This is a genomic window from Saprospira grandis (assembly GCF_027594745.1).
In the GTDB taxonomy this organism is placed as follows: domain Bacteria; phylum Bacteroidota; class Bacteroidia; order Chitinophagales; family Saprospiraceae; genus Saprospira; species Saprospira grandis.
On the sequence record NZ_CP110854.1, the window covers coordinates 3,470,483 to 3,487,999 of the forward strand.

The window sequence follows — 17,517 nt, forward strand, 5'->3', positions numbered from 1 at the left end:
CTTGCAACTTTTTGTTTTTTTTATGCCTTCAGACTTGATTTCTTCCTTTTTTTGGCTTTCTATTTTTCGTTTTTTTTGGGGGCCCGCGGCCAGCAAGCTGGCCGCCGCTATGCTGCGGGGCTCGCTCTTCGCTCGGCCCTTCAGGCTCCACTTCGTTTCGCCTTCGGTCTGGCCTTCGGCCACCCCTCCGCAGCGCTGGGCCGCTCATCGGTTTTTTTTCTTTTGGCTGTTTTCTTCGGCGGCTGGGCCTTGCTCCAAGAAATGGCCGAAGGCCATTCGGCCTAGGGGCCTGAAAGGGTGGCCCAAAGGGCCAGACCCAGGCGGCAAAGCCGCCGCAGGGCCGAGCAGACCTGCGAGCCCTGCAAGGGCCCGGCCGCCAAAGGCGGCAGGCCCCAAAAAAATAAAAAGAGATGAACTAAAATGCAGAAGGTGTAGTTTTCGACCCTTTAAAACATGGCCAAAAGGCTAAAAAAGATCAGATGAAAAAAATATTACTTATTAGTTATTGTCTTTCTTTGTCTATGTATTTGTTTGGACAGGAAAAGCCCGTTATTCTCTTTTTACCAAATGATCCATTTGTTGATAAGCCAGAGGAGGTACAGGCAAAAATTGAGGCCTTGTATCGTCCTTTTGAGTATTTGTTGAAGCTAGATACCATTCTATATACTAGTCTGTTATCTAAAGAACATTTTTTGGGCAAAAAAGGGGGGAGCTTTTATCTAATAGATTTTACTGGCCAACAATACCTATTTGCAGAAGATTTGGCCCAGGCAGATACGGCCACAGAAGCCCTTATTTTACGGGAGCCAATGGATTTTCCCAAAGAAATTGGGCAGCTCAAAAATTTGAAGTATTTGCAACTCAACCTCAATGGAGATATGGGGGCCGAAATTGGCCAATTGCAAGAATTGCAGACCCTTCAGCTTTGGCAAAACCAAAGCGGGCGCTTTTCTTCGGCCATCAGAAAGCTACCAAAACTCGAAAACTTGATACTTTCGGGCTGCTCTACTTTGCCTTGGCCGCTTTATCAGCTTAAATCTCTGAAAAAGCTAAGTATTGAGCTCAATACAGAAATAGTTTTGTCTAGAAGCATCAATCAATTGAGCCAATTGGAAGAGCTCTCTTGGACCTACAGCAGTTTGGAGCGTTTGGATGGAAATATGGCGATATTCAAACGGCTTAAACGCCTTAATTTAGAGCGAAATAGTTTGAATAGCCTTCCCACGACAATTGGAAATTGGAAGAATTTGAGGGAGCTGAGGCTCTCCGAAAATAATCTAGAAACTTTGCCCAAGGCCATCGGGCAATGCCAAGCCTTGGAGCAGCTTATTATTCAGGATAACGCTTTGGCGACTTTGCCCGAAAGTATGGGCCAACTTAAGCAGCTCAAAACCTTAGCATTGCAAGGAAACCAATTGGAGCGCCTGCCCGCTGGCCTTATGCAGGCAGAGGCTTTGCGCATTTTGCGTTTAGGGGATAATCAGCTTAGGCAATTGCCCGAAGAGATAGGCCATTTAAAGCAGTTGAAGGTCCTTAACTTGGGGGAGGATCAACTTTCAAATGGAAATCAATTAGTAAGCCTACCCAATAGTTTGGGGCAGCTGCAGCAGTTGGAAGAGTTGATCGTGAACAACAATAGACTAAGCAGCTTACCTAAGAGCTTGGGAAATTGTCAATCAATACGAAAACTAGAGTTAATCAATAATCAATTGACGACTTTGCCTAGTAGTTTTGGACAGCTTGAAAAACTAGAGGTTTTGCTTTTAAGAGGAAACCGCCTCCAAGTCTTGCCCGATAGTTTGTCTGGGCTCCGCTCGCTAGAATGGTTAGATCTGTCTAACAACAACCGTTTGACCGCTCTTCCTGAAGATATAGGAAGGCTAGATCAGTTAAAAAATCTAGATATTTCTGGAACGGGGATTAAGCAGCTGCCCAAAAGTATAGAAAATTTAGATGCACTGGAGTTTCTAGTTATCCATAAAGGGCAAATTTCAGAGGAAGAGCTAAGGCGGATCCATAAGTCTCTGCCTTTCTTAACGACTTATCTCGTTGAAAAAGAAAATCGACTTTAATGTAGCCTAGGGCGGAGAAAAATCTCCGCCCTTTTTTTATGCCCTTCCCAAAATTGGCACAAAATAAGGTAAGCTTATGGCCAAAATGGACCTACCCTCAAAATAGAGAACCGCATGAAAGCAACAGAAAAAATAAAGCATCTTCATCTTCGGGCGGGCTTTGGCCTGCGGCCCGAAGAATGGGCCAAAAAAAGAAAGGAACCCCTAAACCAACAAATAGACGCCCTTTTCAAACAGACCAAAGCCCAGCCTTTTCGAGCCCTAGATTTCCCCTTTCCTAAAGATCCCAAAAGCCTGAGCAAGAAAAAACGCAGAGAACTGCGCAAAAAGTCGAGAAAACTCCGCAATCAGGTCAATAACCAATGGGTAGAGCGGATGATTCGGCCCAAAAAGGAGAGTCCTTTGCTCGATAAAATGGCCTTGTTCTGGCATGGGCATTTTGCCTGCGAGCCTAAATTGCATCATCATGCAGAGGAGTATTTGGCCGCTATTCGGCAGCATGCCTTGGGTAACTTTAAAGACTTGCTTTTGGCGGTTTCCAAATCTACCGCCATGATTTTGTACCTCAATAATCAGCAAAACCGCAAGAAAAAACCCAATGAAAACTTTGCCCGAGAACTGATGGAGCTCTTCACTTTGGGGCGGGGACATTATAGTGAGCAAGATATTAAGGAATCGGCTAGGGCTTTTACGGGCTGGCATTGCGATCCCTTGCAGGCTCAATTCCAGTTCAAGGAGCGGCAACATGATGCGGGCAGCAAAACCTTTATGGGCCAAACAGGCAATTTTGCTGGGGAGGACATCATCAATATCATTTTGCAGCAAAAGCGCTGCGCCGAATTTCTGGCCGAAAAGCTCTATGCTTTTTTTGTCAATGAGCGACAGCCCAATAAAAAACATATTTCGGCCCTAGCCGATACGATATATAATAGCCAATACGATTTGCAAACCGCTTTGCGCTTTTTGTTTTCGGCCGATTGGTTTTATGATCCTAAGCATTTAGGCGCTAACATTAAGAGCCCCGTCCTTTTGCTGGTCCAATTGGCCCGCATTCTGGACCTTCGGGCAGAAAACGAGCTGGCCTGGCTCCAACCGCAGCAGGCCTTGGGCCAACTGCTCTTCAAACCGCCCAATGTGGCGGGCTGGCCTGGCGGCCGTAGCTGGATCGACCACAGCCTGCTGCTGATGCGCCTCAATTTGGCCGCGGCCATTTTTGAGAAAACGAATATTGTCTTTCGGCCCAAAGACGACCCCAAGGCCGCAGGCCGTGGCAAGGGCTTTCGGAAGCTGGCCGTTAGGGCCAATTTGGCCCCACTAAATAAGCTTTGTAGCCAAGAAAAGGATATCCTGGCCGCATTGAGCGATTATCTGCTTTTGCAGGCGCCCAAGCTATCGGCCCCCAATTTTCAGGCGTATTTGAGCTTGGCCCAAACGAAAGAAGAAAAAATTAAGGCCGGCAGTCTCTTGCTTTTATCTACTCCCGAATTCCAAATTTGCTAAATCTCCCCCTATGTTGAATCGAAGAAGTTTTCTAAAAAAATCGGCAGTAGTAACGGCGGGCGCCATGCTGTTGCCGGCTTTTCTCAAGGCCTATCAAAATGATTGGAAGGGCAAGACCGAATTTAAGGGCCGCCGCCTGATTATTCTACAACTGACGGGCGGCAATGATGGCCTCAATACCTTGGTCCCTTTTGAGGACGATATTTATTACCAAAAACGTCCCCGCTTGGCCATTCCCAAGCAGGAGCTCATCAAATTGGATGAGTTGCAGGGCTGGAACCCCGCTATGCAGCCCCTGCAGGCCCTTTGGGAAGAGGGCGAATGCCTAATTTTAAATGCCGTGGGCTATCCCGATCCCGACCGCTCTCATTTTCGGTCCATGGATATTTGGCAGACGGGCTCTGCGGCCAATGAATTTTGGTCCAAAGGCTGGTTGGGCCGCTATTTGGAGCAGTTGCCGCAGCCCAAACCCTATACTGCCATCGAGCTCGACAATCAACTGAGTTTGGCCCTCAAAGGAGATAAAATGGCGGCCTTGGCGGTCAATAATCCCAAGCAGTTCAAACGACAGCTCAATAGTCCCATTATTCAGGCCCTTTTGGAGCAGCAACATGCCGCCGAGCACGAGCAATTGGCCTATTTGTACCAAACTTTAGGCGAAACCGAATCTTCGGCCAACTACCTAATGGAGAAAGCCCAGCTCTATACTTCCTCTGGCGATTATCCCAAAACGGGCTTTGGCAAGGACCTCAAGCAGATCGCTGAGTTGATTTCGGCGGGCTGCGAAACCCAGGTTTATTATGCCAGTCTGACGGGCTTTGACACCCATGCCAACCAAAAAAATAAGCAGGCCCAGCTTTTGGGGCAATATGCTCAGGCGGTGGCGGCTCTTCGCCAAGAGTTGCGCAAAGCAGGGGAGTGGGAAAACAGCCTCATTATGACCTTTTCGGAGTTTGGGCGGCGCTTGGCCGAAAATGGCAGTGGCGGCAGCGATCATGGCACGGCCAACAACCTCTATTTGATGGGCGGCGGGCTCAAAAAGGCGGGCATTTATAATGCGCCGGCTTCCTTAAGCCAACTCGATCAGGGCGATTTGATTTATGATATTGATTTTCGGCGGGTCTATCAGGCCATCCTTTCCGATTGGTTGCAGGCCGATGCCCAGGCGGTTTTAGGCCGCAGTTTGCCCAAGCTAGATATTTTTTAGAAGGAGGATTTGGGGCTGCCCCAGCCAAAGGCTGGGTCGGGCCATTGCGCAGCTCGCAGGTCTGCTCGGCCCTGCGTCGCTTTGCTCCTTGGTCTGCCGCCTTCGGCGGCCCTGCTACAGCCCCTCAGCCGCGGGCCTTCGGCCCTTTACAGGCGGCTTTGCCGCCTGTTCTGGACCAAAAATCACCACCGAAGCCCAAGGCCAAAAGCAAAAAAGAGGGTGGAGTGGCCCAGCGCTGCGGAGGGGTGGCCGCAGGCCAGACCAAAGGCGAAACGAAGTGTAGCCTGAAGGGCCGAGCAGACTTGCGAGCCCCGCAGCATAGCGGCGGCCAGCTTGCTGGCCGCGGGCCCCAAAATATTAACTAAAAAAGAAGCAAAAAAAAGGCGGAAAAAGGGAGAAGAATAGAAAAAGAGTAGTAGCTTTATTAAAAATAAAGAGCAGCTAATCTCAATTTTCCAAACTGCTCTTAAATACTGTTAATCAGTTTGTTGTATAGTTCTTTGACAGTGCTAGGAAAGCGAAAAGACAGGAGCCCTGGGCTCCCTAGCTTGGCCGGAAACGGCTGAACGCCCAACTAGCTTAAAAAGCATTTTTCACCCTAGAATTTAATCTTTTTAAGCCATGCGTATTTTCCTAATTTTGGCCTTGATGGCCCTACAACTGCCCCAGATTTGGGCCCAAGAGGAAGAAGTAGAAGAAGCCGTAGAACTAACTGCGGAAGACTTGCTCAATGCTCAGTTAGATGTACATTGTTTTTGCCTCAATGACCTTTATACGGCTGCCATTTCGCAAGAATTGCAGGACCTAATTGGCAATTTGGCCTATGCAGAAGGGGAGGAGGAAGTTAAGGCCGTTTTGGCCGATGTTTCTGCCGAAGATGCAAAAAAATGGGCCGAAGACATTAAGACCTATTTGAAATCGACCAAAGAAAGTTGTTCGCTCAAAGAAGCGCAGGCGGCTATTTTGGAAGATTACCCCAACTATTGGGAGGTTTTGGCTGCAGAGCAACTCCAAGATGAAAAGAAATTGGCCGCCAAACTGGCCGAACTCAAAAAAGAAAGCTATAGCTGTTCCTTTTTAGAAGAAGCCAGAGCCGCCGCCCTGCTTTTGATGAAAAAATAAATTTATAGAGCGTCCAGAGTTTAAATTCTGGGCGCTTTTTTTTTGTACACTAAAAGTCTACAGAAAAAAATTAACATCTCCTTTGTAAATCGTGGGCGAATCTTCTATATTTAGAACCGCAACAAAAAAATAAAAATATGGCTGAAATAGGAGATGTGGTCCTCTTAAAATCTGGAGGCCCAGAAATGATCATTAAAAATATTTTGACGGGTAGTGGAAGTAGCCGAGAAAAGGCCGCTTTGCTCAAGGGATTTAAGAAAGGAGACATCACCTGCGAGTTCCAGACCGAAGATGCCAAAGGGAACACCAAAAGAAAGGTCCAAACCTTTAAGGCCGTTTGCCTCAAAACGCCCGATGGTAAGTTTTTGGCCGAAGTAGGAGCCGGAGGCGATGACGATGACGATGATGACGACGACTGGTAGCCCCAGCTTTTGCTTAGTTTAATCCCTGTTTAAACCAAAAAATATGCAAGTAGGAGATGTGGTTCGCCACAAAGAAAATGATATACTCATGACCGTCGTTCGCTTGATTGGAGACAATCATGATGATGATGGAAGTGGACAGCTTTTTAAGGCCATGGATCGCCGGCTCGAATTACAAGGCTTTAGCTTTGGCGACCCCAACTGTATCTGGTTTGAAGGCCGCCAACTCAAACAAGGCATCTTCAAGCAAGAAGATCTAGAACTCGTACAACTCGAACAAGCCGGAGGCTCGGGAGTTGCTGTAGCGGCAGTGGGTGCCGCGGCGGCTGGCGCCGCCGCTGTCATTGAAGAGGATGACGACTTTGATCTAGATGATTTGGACCTCGACCTCGGTTTGGATGATGATGATTTGGACCTCGACGATTTGGATTTGGGCCTCGATGATGATGATTTAGACTTGGATCTCGATTTGGATCTGGATGAAGATGATCTCGACCTTGGCGATTTGGACCTCGACCTCGATGATGATGACGATTTGGACCTCGGTTTGGATGAAGATGATCTCGACCTCGATCTCGATGACCTCAATCTCGACGAGCTAGCCGATGATTTGGACCTAGATGATCTAGATTTTGACGATGATGATGACGATCTCGGCTTTGATATGGATGATGATGTCGATGACCTCTTTGGAGATGATGATGACGATCTATTCGGAGACGATGACGACGATGACGAGGACGATGACGAGGACCTCGGTCTAGATTTGGACGATGACGATGATCTATTCGGAGACGATGACGACGATGATGATGATGACGATGATGATGACGATGATGATGACGATGATGACGACGACGATGATGATGACGACGACGATGATGACGACGACGATGATGACGATGATGACGACGACGATGACTTCGACTTTGGAGATGATGATGATGATTTAGGAATGGATGATGAGGATGACTTTGATCTGGACCTAGATTTTTAATAGATAAAGCAGGAAGCGAATAGCTCCTGCTTTTTTATTTTTGCTTATGCAAGACTTTAAATTTAAGCAATTTGTAGTTCGGCAGCGTTTGGCGGCTATGAAAGTGGGGACCGATGGGACCTTATTAGGGGCTTGGGCGCATTGTTCGGGCCGGCGGATTTTAGACATTGGGGCAGGGACGGGTTTGCTGGCTCTCATGTTGGCCCAGCGTTTTGCTCAGGCTCAAATTGATGCGGTAGAAATCAATTTGCAGGCGGCCGAGGAGGCCAAAAAAAACTTTGCGGCTAGTCCCTGGGCCAACCGCCTCAGCCTGTATGCCCAAGGGCTGCAAAGCTTTAGTGCAGCTCGCTATGATTTGATTGTGAGCAATCCTCCTTTTTATCCAGAAGCAGAATTCTCAAAGGCCCTAGATCAGGATCGCCGACAAGCCCGCTCGAGTTTAAGTCTAAGTTTTGAAGAACTGCTAGAACACAGCCTAGCGCTTTTTGCCCCAGCTGGCCAATTGGCCATTATTTTACCCACTGCCCAAGCCCTTTATTTTCATGAATTGGCCCAAGAGGCCGGCTTATTTTTGCATCGCCGCTGCGATTTTATCAGCCGCTTGGGCAAGGCGCCCAAGCGCCTGCTTTTGCAATGGGGGCAAGCGCCCATAGAAAAGCCCCAACAGCAAGAAATTATCATGCGTCAGGGCCCACCAGATTATGCCTATGCCGATAGCTATCGGCAGCTATTAAAAGACTTCTTGATTATTTTTTAAACGCTTTCTTAAGGCTGCTGTTAAGCTCCTATATCACCTTTTTAACAGTATGCCTATGTTTTCCTTTTTCAAAAAAGACCCCATCAAAAAACTCGAAAAGCAATATGAGGAATTGATGAGAGAAGCCAGAGATATCCAACGATCTGGAGATTTGCGCCTCTATGCCGAGAAAATTGCCGCTGCCGAAGCGCTGCAACTAAAAATTGAGGCCTTGAGGGCCAAATCCTAGTTTTTGATAAACTGATGGTTTTTGAGCAAAAAGCGCAGGCCACTCAGCTCAATTACATCTCCATCATCCTTTTTGGATAGGTCCCAGAGGTCTTTGGTTAGCGTATGCACCGAGCCTCCTGTTCGGTGGGCAATTGTGAGATATTCTGGATTGGGCAATGGGGTTTTCGGATAAAACTCATTGCCCTCTTCCCAGCCACAAAGAATTACCCGAATGGGACAATTGAGCTGATAGAGTAGGGCCATGTCGCGAACAGGCGAAAAGGCATCGGCAATCAAAATAATTTCTTCCAAGCTATCGGTCCGAAGCGCTTGGGCAGCCAAAAGGGCCTCAATATCATTTTCGGGCGCATCTCCACCTGCCCGGCGAACACCAGAGGCCTCTTTCAAGCGGCCAATAATTTGGTCCAACTGAATGACCTTTCCTTGGCAGTAGTACAAGCCGCCCGTGCGCCCCAACACCTTATGGCTGTTCATCTCATTGTCGCCATCATTAAAAAAGACGTACTTATTATCGGTGGCTTTCATCAGGTTGAGGCTGTGCCAAAGCAAAATTTCTTCAAAGTAAGGCGACATGCTAGCCGTGACATCTGTAACAATAATACGCTTTTCCCAAGCATCTTGCAAACGGAGTAGGCTGGCCAAAACGGGTTTGTTGTAATGATGCTCCAAAACCTTGGGATTGAGTTGGAGGCTGTCTTTGAGTATTTGGCTTTTTCGCTCAATCAATTTCCGAATCTTAAAGGTTTTTATTCCTCTGAGGTCTAGCTTACTAAGCATGGGGTCTACCGCCTTTTGCTTTTCTTCGGCCGCTTGTTGGGCCTTCAAATTGGCCGCTGCCTGGGCCAGTAAATCGGCCCGCAAAGAGTCATTGAGGCGGTTGAGCGCCGCCTGCTGCGCAAAGCTTTTTAACCAATCGGCAGAGCTAGGCGCCTGATAAAGTAAATCCAATTCATAAAGGGCATAGCCCTCGGCACAAACAATTTCTCGCTCCTCAAAATGCGGATTATAAGCGGTGCTGAATAAATAGGTCCGCCCTAAGGGCAAGAGCAACTGCGCCAAACCGCCTTTGTTCGTAAAGGCCGTAAAACGCTCGCCACTTGCCCGATCCAAGGCCTCTACAGGCTCGTTCGGCACACTATTGCCCTCCAAATCTACATACCTGAAGTTGACCAAACCATGGCTCCGACTCGGAAATTTATCATAGCCTTTTTTGCGCTCAAAAAGCACCTGCTCCTCCCAATAATCCTGCCCGCCCAGTACAATTTCGGCATAGTTGGGCGCCTTGGCAAAACTCAAAATATAACGACTGTGCTTGGGCAAATCAATCTCTAAACGCCCCCCCTCTATCCAAAGCAATGAGTCTTCTCCCGTAGCCTTGTTTTGTAAACGCAAACGCTCCCTAGCCGAATAAGGCCGCTGCTGATGGTCAATCAACTGAATCTTCAAATGACAGAGCTCTTCCTTGCGCTCTACCACCGGACTGCCCTCCCCATCAAAGGGAATCTGAATGCGGTGCTCCTGAAATTCCCCCGCCTCAATATTGATGTTGGCAATCAAATTACTCTCTCGAACATACAATTCATAACGACTGTTAATGGGCAACAAACAGTTGGCCTTGCCCTCTTTGTCTGTCGCAAATTGCCAGCTCTCACCAGTCTCCACTCGCTGCAACCTAAAGGGCAAAGAAGGAAAATGAGCCCCAGTCTCCGGATGCACAAATTCTAAGGTCAATAGGGCTTTGGTCGGAGAAGGACCCGGCTGCCCCATTAAGCTAAAACCGAAGAGCATAAACAAAAAACTAAGGGTGTATACTTGATGCATAATATTCTATTGCTTTGGTAGTGTGTTTTGGATCGGTCTAAACTGCAAGCTTCAGACCAAAGCGGGGAGCTTATCATAGACCAGTACATTCAAAAATATAAGAATTTTATAGGCCAGAGAAAAAGAATCTAAGGGAGGAAGATACAGTATACTTATAAACTGTTTTCTGCTTATTTTATTTTGGGGCCTCCTGCCTGCGGCAGGCGCTACGTTGCGCAGCTCGCTATTCGCTCGGCCCTTCGGCGCAAAGCGCCTCGGTCTGGCCTAACGGCCACTGCTGCACATCGCTAGGCCATGCCTGCCCCAACTGCAGTGCCCAGCCTTAATCCGCAAAAGGACAAAACAATTCCCCCAAAAGAGACGTTAATTTATCCTTATTCCGAACCTTTTTAGCCAAACTTTTTGTAATTATTATGGGCTTTTCTTATTATCAAGCTCGATTTAGCAAAAAATTACCGCTAAATTCAACAGCTATAGCCCACAACAAGCCAACTAACAAAAAAAATAATTTCAACGCTCGCCACTATGAAAGCATTCTTTTTATCTAGCTTACTATGCCTTGCCTTTGGCTTCTCTGCTCAAGCACAACAAACTGCCGAATTAGAACAAAACGAGGAGAGTATTAATTGGGCTGCCTTTGAAACAGAACTAGACGAAAGCTCAGAAAATTGGAGCCTGCATATAGACCAAAACCGCAGAAAATTATATATCGATTTTGAGGCCCTAGGAGGAAAAATGAGCCGACTTAGCCTCTCCTCTGATGAAAACCAAGAAATTGTAGCTATTGATGATCATCTCTTTGATTTGCCTAGCAATACGATCTATGAGCTAGATTTGTCTAAATTGGAAAAAGGCAATTATACTTTGGTTTTGCATAGCTATACCGAACGCATCCAAAAAGCCATTTCAATCGATTAACCGCTATGTCTACCCCCAATCTGCTCCCCCTAATGGCCGAAATCTTGGAGCGCTACCCCCGCCTGATTGTTCCAGGCCTAGGCGCCTTTGAGTGGCAATACCAATCGGCAAGTTTAGAAAATAAGGGCCAGCTTTTACTGCCCCCTAACTATAGCCTGGTCTTTAATCCCGACCTCAGAGAGGATCCTCTGCAGCTATTAGAAAATAAATTGGTCCAAAAAGAGTTTTTAGCCGCTACTGAGGCCCAAAAAACAATTGAGCAGTTTGTGGCCCAACAAGCCCCCCTGCCCATTATGGCCAAGGAAGGCCTGCTCCCTACACTAGAAGCGACCTTTAAGGAGCAAGCCGTTTTGGCCCAAAATCATTATCCCGAAATTAACTGCCAACCCATTTTACGCAAAAAATCTTACCTAGAAAAAGGCGTAATCTTAGAGGGGCGCAAAAAGAAAACCGCAAAACGCTGGTATGCCATGGCCGCTTTGGGCCTACTTTTAGCCACTGGCCTAGCTACGGCCCCTTGGTGGGGCCCACAACCAGAAGCCAATACGACGCCCATGCCGTCTATTTTGCCGCTGGTCACAGAACAACAAGAAACTTATTTTGGCCTTATTCAGATGCAACGCCAACAACTGAAAAATGAAATGGCCAGCCAAGCATTAGCCGAGGCAGAGGCCCAAGGACAAATGGGCATTGCCCTAGAAGAAAACATCGCCGAAGAACAGACTTCTCCCTGGCAAAAGAATTCGGCTGGAAGCTTGAGTAGCCCCCTGGCCCAAGAAGAAAAAGAGGAGGAAGTTGTGGCCGAAAAAACAGCCAAGGAATTTCAAGAAGAAATCTCGCCTAAACATTTGGACCAAAAAATTGTGGTCATTGGCGTCTTTAAAGAAGACTTTAATACAGAACGGAATAAGGCCCAATTAGAAGCTATGGGCTATAAGGTACAGGTCAAAAAACTCTATACTGGCCTCGACCGTGTAGCGGCTCTGCTTCCCGCTCATCCGCATAGCCGCTTTGAGCAAGAGCTAAGCCGCATCCGCCAAGAGGTTATTGCTCAGGCTTGGGTGGCCGAGGAATAAGGGCCAATAATTCATCTAATTGCTCCCCACTAAAGCGATAAGGGGCCTGTAAGTAATAAGGCCGCCTTTGGGTCCAGTACTGCACAATAAATTTTTGCAGTGCTGGACCTTTTTTTTGGGCCAATAGGGGCCGCCCCTCGGCTTCTTGGGCTAGGCGCTTTTGCAATACAGCCAAAGGCGGGTCGATAAAAATGAGCTGTAGCCCTTTTTGCTCCAATAAAAGAGGCAAAATGCCTGCTTGGCAGGGTGTGCCCCCACCCAAAGCTAATACTAAGGGCGCTTTCTGCTCCAATAATGCTAATAAATAGCTTTTCTCTTGGGCCCGAAAATAAGCCTCGCCTTTTTGGGCAAATAGTTCGGGAATGCTACGGCCTTCTTGCTGCACTATATATTGGTCCAAATCAACAAAGGAGTAGCCCAAGGCTTGGGCCAGTTTAGGGCCCCAATAGCTTTTGCCAGCGCCCATAAAGCCCATTAAAACGATTTTTTGCATACTTAATTTTTTTGCGTCTAGTAGGCGCGAAGCGCCTCGGCTGAGGGATGGATAGCAGTGGCCGAAGGCCAGACCGAGCAAAAATGCGCAGCATTTTTTGCGAAGGGCCGAGCAGACCTGCGAGCTGCGGCACAGCCCGACCCGACCGCAGGGAGGGGCAGCCCCAAAAAAGAAAAAAAGCCCCAAACCAACTAAAGGTCTGGAGCTTTGAGGGCCAAAGGCCTATTTTTTAAGATTTCTTGCGCTCAATCATAATGGGAAGGGGGAGAGGCATCCCCTCAGGTGTACTGCGCAAAAGCTGGATAAACTCCCGAACCGAGCTGAAAGAAACCAACTTATCGGCAAAGTAGACCAAGGCCTCTTTTACCTCTTTTTCGGTGGCTTCCAAATGGTTGAGGATATTCATCAGGTGCATTTTCATATGGCCCTTTTGGATCCCTGTTGTGACCAAAGAGCGGACCGCGGCAAAGTTTTGGGCCAAGCCCGTAGCGGCAATAATCTGCATGAGTTCTTCGGCAGAAGGCTGACCGAGCATTTCTAGGGAGCGCTTGGCCATAGGGTGAAGAGCCGTTAGGCCGCCCACAGTACCCACCGCTAGGGGAATATCTAGCCAAAACTTAAAGATGCCATCCTTGCATTCGGCAAAAGAGAGCGAGCGGTATTTTCCATCTCTAGCGGCATAGGCATGTCCACAAGCTTCTACGGCTCTAAAATCATTGCCCGTAGCAATGACCACGGCATCAATGCCATTAAAAATTCCTTTATTGTGGGTGGTGGCTCTGTAGGTGTCGATGCGAGCAATATTAAGGGCCTTTTCAAATTTGCGGGCAAATTCTTCGGCGGGCATATCGCCATCGCAGAAATTGCCGAGCTCCTCAATGGGACATTCTACACTAGCGCGGACGAGGCATTCTGGCGTATAATTCGACAAAATGGCCATAATAATGGTCAATTCTCTTTCTTCTGCAGGCAGTTGTTCTTGGCTGCCAATAAACTGCTTGAGGCTGCGGGCAGATTCTTCAAGGACCGAGTTGATAAAGTTGGCCCCCATAGAATCACAGGTCTCAAAAGTCATTTGGAGCTGAAAATAGTTAGGCTCTAAATCACTCATATCGAGCAGCTCAATGTCTAGAATTCCGCCCCCTCTTTTGCGCATATTAGCTGTAATATGCGAGGTTTCGGTATGAATGAGCTGTTTGATTTTGGGCATTAGCGCTTCTAGGGTTTTGCGCTTGCCTTTCCAGTCAAAATGTACTTGGCCCACCTTTTTGGTGGCTAGAATCTCTGTTTTGAATCCACCACGGTTTAGCCAAAATTTGGCTGCGGCAGAAGCGGCGGCTACTACCGAGCTTTCTTCAATGACCATAGGCACGCAATAGACCTCCTCGTTGATTTTGAGGTTGGGCAGCACACCATAAGGCATATAGAAGTTGGTGATGGTATTTTCGCTGAACTCATCAAATATTTTTTGTTTTTGAGGGTCGCCATACCAAAAGCTTTTGAGCTCTCGGGCTACTTCTTCAGGATGCTTGAAAAAGTTTTCGACCAACCAGCGTAGTTTTCCTCGTTTCGATTTTTTAGAAAATCCAGAAACAATTTTTGGATTTTTCATAGGCTATATTTTTTTAGACTCTGTTTATGAGTCCTTTAAGAGAATAGTCTGTACAGGAGTTCCCCTTATTTAATCAACTATGCGCAAAAACTGATGGGCCAATTCTAGTCCCTGAATTTGCTGTTGTAAAAAGAGTTCTAAATCTTCATAACTGCCACGGGCGTGCTTGAGTAGGGCAGAGGCCTGACCGTAAACGGCGGGGAGCTTAGATTTTTGGCAAAGATAATAACCATCTAGAAAGTTTTTGACTCCCCCAGAGATGATTAACTGTTCGCAGCGCAATTTATCGCCTAGCTCATCTACTAATTCATTGACAAACTCTAGCATTTGCGGGGCCGAATGCCCAATGTAAGTTAGGGGCTCGTAGGCTGTTTTCAGGCTTAGGTCGGCCCGAAGTAATTCTAAAAGCGCAAAATTAGTGCCGCCACTGGCTGCAAAATCTATAGCCGCTAAAGGGAGTTGGAGCAGCTGCCGCAAACTTTCTTTCCCCATACCTTGGCCCACTTCTTTTACAATGAGTGGAATTTGCGGCAATTGGTCGAGCAGGCGCTCAATTGTATCTATAGGAGCATAACGGAAACGGTCGCCCTCTGGTTGCAACCACTCCTGAAAGGGATTGACGTGTACAATCAGTCCATCGGCCTGAAGTTTATCGATAAGGCGGAGAATGAGTTCCGTTTTCTTATTGTCTAGCAGTTGTTCTAGCTGGGCAATGCCCAAATTGGCATAAAGCGGAAGGTCGTAGCCTAAAATGGGACGCATCTGAAAGTCGGCCAGAAAGCTATCATCGGTCAAGAGACCCCGGCAGCTGCCTAGGCCCATTCCAAAACCGAATTGTTTGGCTGCTCGGGCTAAGTTCTCGTTAATTGTTTTGGCCCAATCAGTCCCGCCAGTCATGCTAGAGACCCAAAGCGGTGCTCGGAAACGCTTGCCCAAAAACTCCTGTTCAGGCAGGCCTTTAGCCTGATGGCTAGAAAGCAAGGGCTCATAACTAAAGCGGGGGTCGAGCTGATTGGCCCCTACTTGGGAAGAGAAAGCCAGTGCAATATGGTCCTTTTTGCGGCTTACTGCGGTTTTGTCTTGGTCTTCAAACAAATTAGTAGGTATTTGGTCGTTTTTTAATCAGTTTAACGCTAAGAACAACAAATTTAGTTTTTTTAGCTTATCTTTTGGGCCTTTGGGCTCAGGAAGTCCATGCAGCGAATAAAAAAGCAGAGAATTAACAATAAACTCTCTGCCTGCGGTTGCTGAATCAACAATATTTGGGGCTTTAACAAGTACATTAAATATAATGTTTAGTCCGCTAGCCATTTCTTTTTCGCAGAAAAAACAGAATATTAAGCAGTAGCATGTCACAGTTTGAAGAATTTAGGCGCTTAGCTCAAGAGCTGGCAGAGGAAGAAGCGATTAGGCTCCTTAGTTTTGAAGTTTTTTCGCCCGCCAGGGCCGAGAAAATAGAAGAGTTGGAGGCCGAAAAGGGGATTGTTTTAGCCCCCGAGCTCAAGGCCTTTTATCTACAAACCAATGGCCTGCAGTTGCGTTGGGCTTTTAAAAATAATGCCTTGGCTGGGCCAACAGGCCCACAAGATTGGGATTATCCGCTGCAGCAGTTTAGAGAGGAGGAAGGTTGCTTTTTTCTCTTGCCCATAGAGCAACTTTTGGCCCCTAGTCCCTACCTTCAAGAGCTCTTGCGCCCCCAAGAGCAAATTCAGTTTGCAGGCGAATCACTTTCGCTAGGCCAGTTTTATCGCCAGATGTATCCTCTAGATGCCTTTTCTTCCTATTGTATACAGGCTATTTATTTTGGCCAAGCAGGGGCCCCGCTCTATTTTGCCGATGAATATGGCCTGAACTTCGAGGCCTCTTTTCCCCTTTCGGTGGCCCAGTATTTTCAGTTTGTTTTGCAAACAAAGGCCCTCAGCAGTGCCCGCCAAGCTTATCTGCAGGCGCCTAGCCCGCCTCTTAGCCAATGGAGCAAAAAAGATTGGCGCAGTTTGGCCCAAAAACATCAGCTCAAACAATTGCTTTTTGAACAGGAGTTTCCCCTAGCGGGACAAGCCGCTAGCGATTGCTCAACCATCAAAAGTGCGGCTATGCGCCAAAGGGCCGAGCAATCGCCAGCCATAGAAGAAGAAGAATGGCAACGCATTTTGTTGGCCCATCAAGATTTTTTGCGAGCGGGTGGGGCCGGCGGCCAATGGAAGATGATGCAACTGATGGGGCAAGTTTTTGGGGCCTACCAATTGGGCAGAGAGCTAAGCAAGGGCCAACAGGCTATTTTAGATATGCGGCGACTTTCGGCAGAGTTGGACCTCGAAGAGTTGCAAATGCCTTATGCCTCTTTTTGTGGCGCTTGGCTCAAATATCTCAATTTTAGTGAGGCCCAATTGCAGTTTTCCCTCTTTACCGATGCCATGCTAGAAAAAGCCATCTTTGCCGAGGCCCAACTGGCTGGTAGCGATTTCTCTCGGGCTTGCCTCCGTGGGGCTAGCTTTGTCAATGCCAATTTACAAGGGGCCGATTTTGAACTAGCCGACCTTAGAGGGGTGGATTTCCGTGGCGCTATCCTTACCGATGCTCGCTTTCCCGGTGCCCAACTAGAGGGCGTCCTCCGCTAATTGGATACTATATATATTAGGATGAGTTTTTTTGGGGCCTGCCGCCTTCGGCGGCCGGGCCCTTGCAGGGCTCGCAGGTCTGCTCGGCCCTGCGGGCTCATTTCATTTCGCCCTAGGTCTGCCGCTTCGCGGCCCCCTTTCAGGCCCCTAGGCCGACTACTGTAGGTTGAAACCTACAGCAAGAATGGTATTGCTTCGCAATGATCTCTAAATGAGGGTTGAAACCCTCATGAAATTAACTTCTCGGCCATCCTTTGATAAAAGTTTCAGGCTAGTCAAGGCCTTTAGGCGGTTTAGCAGGCGGCGGAGCCGCCGCAGGCCTAGCGATGTGCAGCAGTGGCCCGCAGGGCCAGACCGAGGCGGCAAAGCCGCCGAAGGGCCGAGCGAGCAGCGAGCTGCGAAACGTAGCGCCCGCCGCAGGCGGGAGGCCCCAAAAAACAATAAAAAAGAAGGATTTTGATAGGCGAGGGCTAGAGAGTAGACAAAATGACTAAAAAAGTTTACCAAATAATTATTAGCTCAAGCCCCTATTTTAAAGGATAATTTGGCTTAAAAGCAGTTTTGTAGAAAAAAATTGGCCCAAATGGCAAAAAAAGTTGAGTATAGACTTTTATCTATATAGATATTTATATACATTTATACCTAGATAAAAGAACGCACTCAAAACATTG

General features: G+C 47.6%; 15 protein-coding genes. 11 read left to right on the top strand and 4 right to left on the bottom strand.

What is annotated here, in order from left to right:
- The first annotated feature begins 479 nt into the window (after nucleotides 1-479).
- The 8 genes from OP864_RS13670 (at nucleotide 480) to OP864_RS13705 (ending at nucleotide 8,306) form a co-directional block, all read left to right on the top strand.
- A complete protein-coding gene (locus tag OP864_RS13670) occupies nucleotides 480-2,072 on the top strand; it encodes a leucine-rich repeat domain-containing protein (protein WP_270098715.1) in 1,593 nt (530 codons plus the stop codon).
- A gap of 114 nt (nucleotides 2,073-2,186) precedes the next feature.
- Nucleotides 2,187-3,572, top strand: coding sequence for a DUF1800 domain-containing protein (locus OP864_RS13675; RefSeq protein ID WP_270098716.1), 1,386 nt, complete (start codon nucleotides 2,187-2,189; stop codon nucleotides 3,570-3,572).
- A 10-nt stretch (nucleotides 3,573-3,582) separates the two neighbouring features.
- Complete coding sequence (locus tag OP864_RS13680; protein ID WP_270098717.1) at nucleotides 3,583-4,779, top strand: DUF1501 domain-containing protein; 1,197 nt, start codon at nucleotides 3,583-3,585, stop codon at nucleotides 4,777-4,779.
- Nucleotides 4,780-5,400: 621 nt separating this feature from the next.
- Nucleotides 5,401-5,901: a hypothetical protein gene (locus OP864_RS13685; RefSeq protein ID WP_270098718.1), complete on the top strand. Its 501-nt coding sequence runs from the start codon at nucleotides 5,401-5,403 to the stop codon at nucleotides 5,899-5,901.
- A 137-nt stretch (nucleotides 5,902-6,038) separates the two neighbouring features.
- Nucleotides 6,039-6,323 carry a DUF2158 domain-containing protein gene (locus OP864_RS13690; protein WP_002656666.1) on the top strand — a complete coding sequence of 95 codons (285 nt, stop codon included), beginning with the start codon at nucleotides 6,039-6,041 and terminating at the stop codon, nucleotides 6,321-6,323.
- A gap of 43 nt (nucleotides 6,324-6,366) precedes the next feature.
- A complete protein-coding gene (locus OP864_RS13695; RefSeq protein WP_270098719.1) occupies nucleotides 6,367-7,320 on the top strand; it encodes a hypothetical protein in 954 nt (317 codons plus the stop codon).
- Between the two features lie 46 nt (nucleotides 7,321-7,366).
- A complete protein-coding gene (locus OP864_RS13700; protein WP_270098720.1) occupies nucleotides 7,367-8,077 on the top strand; it encodes a tRNA1(Val) (adenine(37)-N6)-methyltransferase in 711 nt (236 codons plus the stop codon).
- Between the two features lie 55 nt (nucleotides 8,078-8,132).
- Nucleotides 8,133-8,306, top strand: a complete 174-nt coding sequence (locus tag OP864_RS13705; RefSeq protein ID WP_270098721.1) for a DUF6435 family protein — start codon at nucleotides 8,133-8,135, stop codon at nucleotides 8,304-8,306.
- Here OP864_RS13705 and OP864_RS13710 read toward each other — a convergent pair.
- A complete protein-coding gene (locus OP864_RS13710) occupies nucleotides 8,303-10,129 on the bottom strand; it encodes a hypothetical protein (RefSeq protein WP_270098722.1) in 1,827 nt (608 codons plus the stop codon). The two genes, OP864_RS13705 and OP864_RS13710, sit on opposite strands and share 4 nt — an antisense overlap.
- Before the next feature lie 525 nt (nucleotides 10,130-10,654).
- Here OP864_RS13710 and OP864_RS13715 point away from each other — a divergent pair.
- Nucleotides 10,655-11,047 carry a hypothetical protein gene (locus tag OP864_RS13715; RefSeq protein WP_015693751.1) on the top strand — a complete coding sequence of 131 codons (393 nt, stop codon included), beginning with the start codon at nucleotides 10,655-10,657 and terminating at the stop codon, nucleotides 11,045-11,047.
- Nucleotides 11,048-11,052: 5 nt separating this feature from the next.
- Entirely contained in the window at nucleotides 11,053-12,123 is a 1,071-nt protein-coding gene (locus OP864_RS13720; protein ID WP_270098723.1) for an HU domain-containing protein, read from the top strand.
- On the opposite strand, the gene OP864_RS13725 is transcribed toward OP864_RS13720, so the two are convergent.
- The 3 genes from OP864_RS13725 to OP864_RS13735 all read right to left on the bottom strand — a co-directional run bounded on the left by OP864_RS13725 (nucleotide 12,092) and on the right by OP864_RS13735 (nucleotide 15,323).
- Nucleotides 12,092-12,616, bottom strand: coding sequence for a shikimate kinase (locus OP864_RS13725; RefSeq protein ID WP_270098724.1), 525 nt, complete (start codon nucleotides 12,614-12,616; stop codon nucleotides 12,092-12,094). The two genes, OP864_RS13720 and OP864_RS13725, sit on opposite strands and share 32 nt — an antisense overlap.
- 229 nt (nucleotides 12,617-12,845) lie before the next feature.
- Nucleotides 12,846-14,228, bottom strand: a complete 1,383-nt coding sequence (locus OP864_RS13730; RefSeq protein WP_270098725.1) for a hydroxymethylglutaryl-CoA reductase, degradative — start codon at nucleotides 14,226-14,228, stop codon at nucleotides 12,846-12,848.
- A gap of 69 nt (nucleotides 14,229-14,297) precedes the next feature.
- Nucleotides 14,298-15,323 carry a beta/alpha barrel domain-containing protein gene (locus OP864_RS13735; protein WP_270098726.1) on the bottom strand — a complete coding sequence of 342 codons (1,026 nt, stop codon included), beginning with the start codon at nucleotides 15,321-15,323 and terminating at the stop codon, nucleotides 14,298-14,300.
- A 254-nt stretch (nucleotides 15,324-15,577) separates the two neighbouring features.
- On the opposite strand from OP864_RS13735, the gene OP864_RS13740 reads away from it, so the two are divergent.
- Nucleotides 15,578-16,846 (top strand): pentapeptide repeat-containing protein, encoded by a 1,269-nt coding sequence (locus OP864_RS13740; protein WP_270098727.1) that lies wholly within the window; start codon nucleotides 15,578-15,580, stop codon nucleotides 16,844-16,846.
- The last annotated feature ends 671 nt before the right edge of the window (nucleotides 16,847-17,517 follow it).